This window comes from Prosthecobacter sp., assembly GCF_046154365.1.
In the GTDB taxonomy this organism is placed as follows: Bacteria; Verrucomicrobiota; Verrucomicrobiia; order Verrucomicrobiales; family Verrucomicrobiaceae; genus Prosthecobacter.
The window spans coordinates 1-4,103 of sequence record NZ_JBJXFV010000012.1; the positions used below are offsets into that span (position 1 = coordinate 1).

Genomic DNA, 4,103 nt, shown 5'->3' on the forward strand with positions numbered 1-4,103 from the left:
CGGAGTTCGGCGCTGCTCTGGTAGCGCTCCTCGCGGTCGCTCTGCATGGCTTTGATGATGATGGGGTCGTAGCGGCGATCGAGACCGGGCATGCGCACGGAAGCGGGCTTGAAGGCACCGCGCGGCACATCGCCAGTGAGCATCTGATAAAGCATGACACCCACGGCATACAGATCGGCACGGCCATCAATGTGTGCGCCGAGCATGAGCACCTCGGGCGCGACGAAGTCGGGTGTGCCCATGGCGTAGCCGGTCTTGGTGAGGCCGTGCTGGCCGGGTTCCTCGACCTTGGCGAGGCCGAAGTCGGCCACTTTGACCTGGCCCTTCATGTTGAGCAGCACATTGGCCGGTTTGATGTCGCGGTGGACGATGCCTAGCTCGTGCGCGGCGGCGAGCGCATCACACACATGCGCGGTGATGGCCAGCGCGTGCTCCGGCGGTAGTTTGCCCTGCGAGCGGATCATCTGGGAGACATCGCTGCCATCCACATACTCCATGGCGAAGTACAACTGGCCGCCAAGCGTGGTGCCGAAGTCATACACGGCGACGACGGCGGGATGATTGAGCTTGGCCATGAGCTTGGCCTCGCTCTTGAAGCGCTCGGCAAAGCTGGGGTCTTCTTTTTCCACGCCCGGCGGCAGCACCTTGATGGCGACGGTGCGGTCGAGGTTTTGCTGCACGCCTTTATACACCGCGCCCATGCCGCCACGGCCGAGGATTTTTTCAATCGTATAGCCCGGCATCATGGCCTGGAGTTCTTCAGGCGTCGGCGGCTCCCAGCGGAAGTTGCCGCCGGTGGTGCGCTGTGGTGTGGAGTCCGGAGAGGCAGAGGGATTGTCAGAGACGTGGAATGGGTTCTAACGAAACAGAGCAGCAGTGACAAGCGCGAATCATTCAAGCATGAGATGAATCCGGTGCAGGGCTGCTGCATTCTTCCTGCCTTCAGCAATGTGATTGGCAACAAGTCTGCCCTCAGCGGTCAATTTCCGACCACCCATGCCGGTGGCAGGCGCATTTCTGTCCAAGCCCCCGCTTCATGCGAAGCGGATCAAGACAAGCGGCGGAACGCTTGCTTGATTGCGGTTTCATCTTTTTCCCACCCATGCGCAAATACGCCCTCCCGCTCCTCCTCACCTTTTCCACCGCCAGCTTCGCCGCCGAAGTGACGGATGAAAAGAAGCACAAGGCGAAGAAGCCGCAGGACATCCCCGCAGTCGTCATCACCGCCACGCGCAGCGCCAGTCCGCTGTCTAAAGTGCCTGCGGCGGTGAAGACTCTCGACCAAAAACAGATGGCGGAGCGATTGGTGCGCACCTTCCCCGAGGCGCTGCGTGAAACGCCCGGCGTGATGCTACAGAAGACCGCCAACGGCCAGGGGTCGCCCTTCATCCGTGGTTTCACCGGTTTCCGCAACCTGATGATGATCGACGGCATTCGCTTCAACAACTCCACCTTTCGTGAAGGGCCGAACCAGTACTGGAACACCATCGATCAATACTCGCTCGGTCGTGTCGAGGTGCTGCCATCGCAAGGCGGCACGCTCTACGGCAGCGACGCCATCGGTGGCACGGTGAACGCCTTTACGAAGGATTCCGGCTATCTCAGCGAGGCCGAGGGCGGCTTCTTTGCGCGTGGGCAGGCCGATTATCGCTACTCCACGGCGGAGCACAGCCACGTCGAGCACCTCGAAAGCAGCATCGGCGAAGGCCAGCGCTGGGGGCTGCATCTCGGTGCCACGCTCAGCCAGTTCGGTGATGTGACCGACGGCGACGGCCGCAAGCTGCGCAACACCGGCTACGATCAATGGGCCTTCAACCTGCGGCTCGACGTGGCGCTCGATGACCAGTGGACCTTCAGCGCCGTGCATCAGCACGTGCGGCAAAACGATGTGTGGCGCACGCATACCACCACCAGCGGCACCTCTTTCAACGGCACCACCATCGGCACCGACCGCATTCGCTTGTTCGACCAGGGCCGCAGCCTGTCCTATGTGCGACTGGCGGGCAAAGACCTCGACGGCCTCATTGACGCCGCCAGCCTCACCATCTCCGTGCAGACGGCGGCGGAGGAGCAATTCCGTGTCACGGGTCCAGGCGTGCGCAGTTTCAATGACGTCGATCTCACCACCCTCGGCGTCGATCTCCAGTTCGAGAGCACTTCCCCCATCGGCAAGCTGGTCTATGGCATCGACTATTATCATGACTGGCTCGAAACCGACGGTGCCAACGCCTTCGCCGGCGCGGTGGCGGATGACGCCAGCTACGACCTGCTCGGCATCTTCCTCCAGGACGAGATCGACTGCGGCGAGCGGATGCATTTCGTGCTCGGCGGCAGGTTTACGCATGTGCGTGCAGACGCGGGTAAATTTCGCGATCCCGTCACCCTCGCGCAGTCGAGCTACTCCGACGAATGGCAGAATTTCTCCGCTAGTGCGCGTTTCATCATCGATCTCGATGAGGGGGACCATTACCAGCTCTTCGGGGGCGTCTCGCAGGCCTTCCGTGCGCCCAACATGTCTGATCTGACCCGCGACGATTTTTCCGCCACCGGCATCATCGAGGTGCCCTCCACCGCGCTGAATCCCGAAACCTACCTGACTTATGAGATCGGCCTCAGGGCGCAGACCGAGACTGTCACCGCCAGTTGCGCTTATTTCTTCACCCAGATCGAAGACCTCATCGTGCGTCGGGCCACGGGTGTGCCGGGCCAGGTCAGCAAAGCGAACGGCGGCGACGGTTACATGCAGGGCGTGGAATTTTCCACCCGCTGGCAGATGAACCCGCACTGGAGCGTGTTCGGCCACATCGCCTGGGTGGAGGGGGAGGCGGACCAGTTCATCGGCCTGACCACGCAGACACGGCGCGAGCCGCTCGGCAAGATCGCCCCGCTCGTCGGTTACGGCGGGGTGCGCTGGCAGACGAAGGACAGCCGTTTCTGGACCGAACTCGTCGGACTGACCTATGGCGAGACCGGCCGCATGAACACCGCCGACCAGGCCGACACCTCCCGTATCCCGCCCAACGGCACGCCCGCCTTCATCCTGCTCACCCTGCGTGGCGGCTGCAAGGTCACAAAAAACCTCATCCTCACCGCCGCGCTCGACAACCTGCTCGACCAAACCTACCGCTATCACGGCTCCGGCTCCAACGAACCCGGCTTCGGTGCCACGTTCGGTGCGACGGTGAAGTTTTAGCCGCTTTTGATGCTTTACAGACTACGACGGCTGGGAAAAATGGCCGCCTATGAAATGGCTCATCCGCATCGTTGTCGTCCTCGTGGTTCTCATCGCCGTCGGCCTTTGGTATGGCTGGTCGCAAATCGACCGGCTGATCAAGTATGGCATCGAGACCGGCACGCCGCCGGTGGTGCAGACCAGTGTGACGGTGGCTGCCGTGAAACTCTCGCCGTTCTCGGGCATTGGCATCATCGAAGGCTTTGAAATCGGCAACCCCAAAGGCTTCACCAGCCCACGTGCCGTGCGCATCGGCAAAGCGGAGGTGGCCCTGGACACTTCCAGCGTCAGCACGGACAAAATCGTCATCAAGCACATCCGCATCGCCGATCCCGAGATCAATCTCGAAGCCGGCCTCGGTGGCACCAACCTCAAGCACATCGCTGACAACGCCAAGAGCTTCGCCTCCCAGCAGAGCACCGCAGCGTCCGGCAACGGCGGCGCCAGCGCCCCCGCTCCAGCCGACGAAAGCCAGCCCAAGAAATCCATCAAGCTCCAGGTGGATGAACTGCTCATCACCGGTGCCAAACTCAGCGCCAGCGCTGCGGGTCTCGTACCCGGAGCCAATGCGAACGTGACCCTGCCGGACATCCGCCTGACGAACCTCGGCTCAGGCGGTGCTGGCATCTCCCCTGCGGAATTGACCGCTCAAATTCTCAGCCGCATCAGCACCGAAGCCGCCAAAGCCAGCGCCAGCGGCTCCCTCAAAAACCTGCTGCAAGGTGGTGGCGAGGCCAAACTCGGCGGCGGCGCTCTCAAAAAGCTGCTCGGCAAGTAATTGCTGCTGGAACACCAGCGACAGACATCCTTACCTCAGAGGAAACTCAGTGAGCCGGATGCCCTCTGCGACCGTCCATCCTCTGCGGTTACC

At 62.1% G+C, this 4,103-nt stretch carries 3 protein-coding genes; 2 read left to right on the plus strand and 1 reads right to left on the minus strand.

The window, feature by feature from the left end:
• Positions 1–746, minus strand: a 746-nt coding sequence (locus tag ACKVY0_RS01730) for a serine/threonine-protein kinase (RefSeq protein WP_409213058.1), incomplete at its 3' end; no start/stop codon positions are given.
• Between the two features lie 356 nt (positions 747–1,102).
• Here ACKVY0_RS01730 and ACKVY0_RS01735 point away from each other — a divergent pair.
• Together ACKVY0_RS01735 and ACKVY0_RS01740 are read left to right on the plus strand one after the other, a co-directional pair.
• Positions 1,103–3,193, plus strand: a complete 2,091-nt coding sequence (locus tag ACKVY0_RS01735) for a TonB-dependent receptor plug domain-containing protein (protein ID WP_409213059.1) — start codon at positions 1,103–1,105, stop codon at positions 3,191–3,193.
• Between the two features lie 49 nt (positions 3,194–3,242).
• Entirely contained in the window at positions 3,243–4,010 is a 768-nt protein-coding gene (locus ACKVY0_RS01740; RefSeq protein ID WP_409213060.1) for a hypothetical protein, read from the plus strand.
• Positions 4,011–4,103 lie beyond the last annotated feature (93 nt).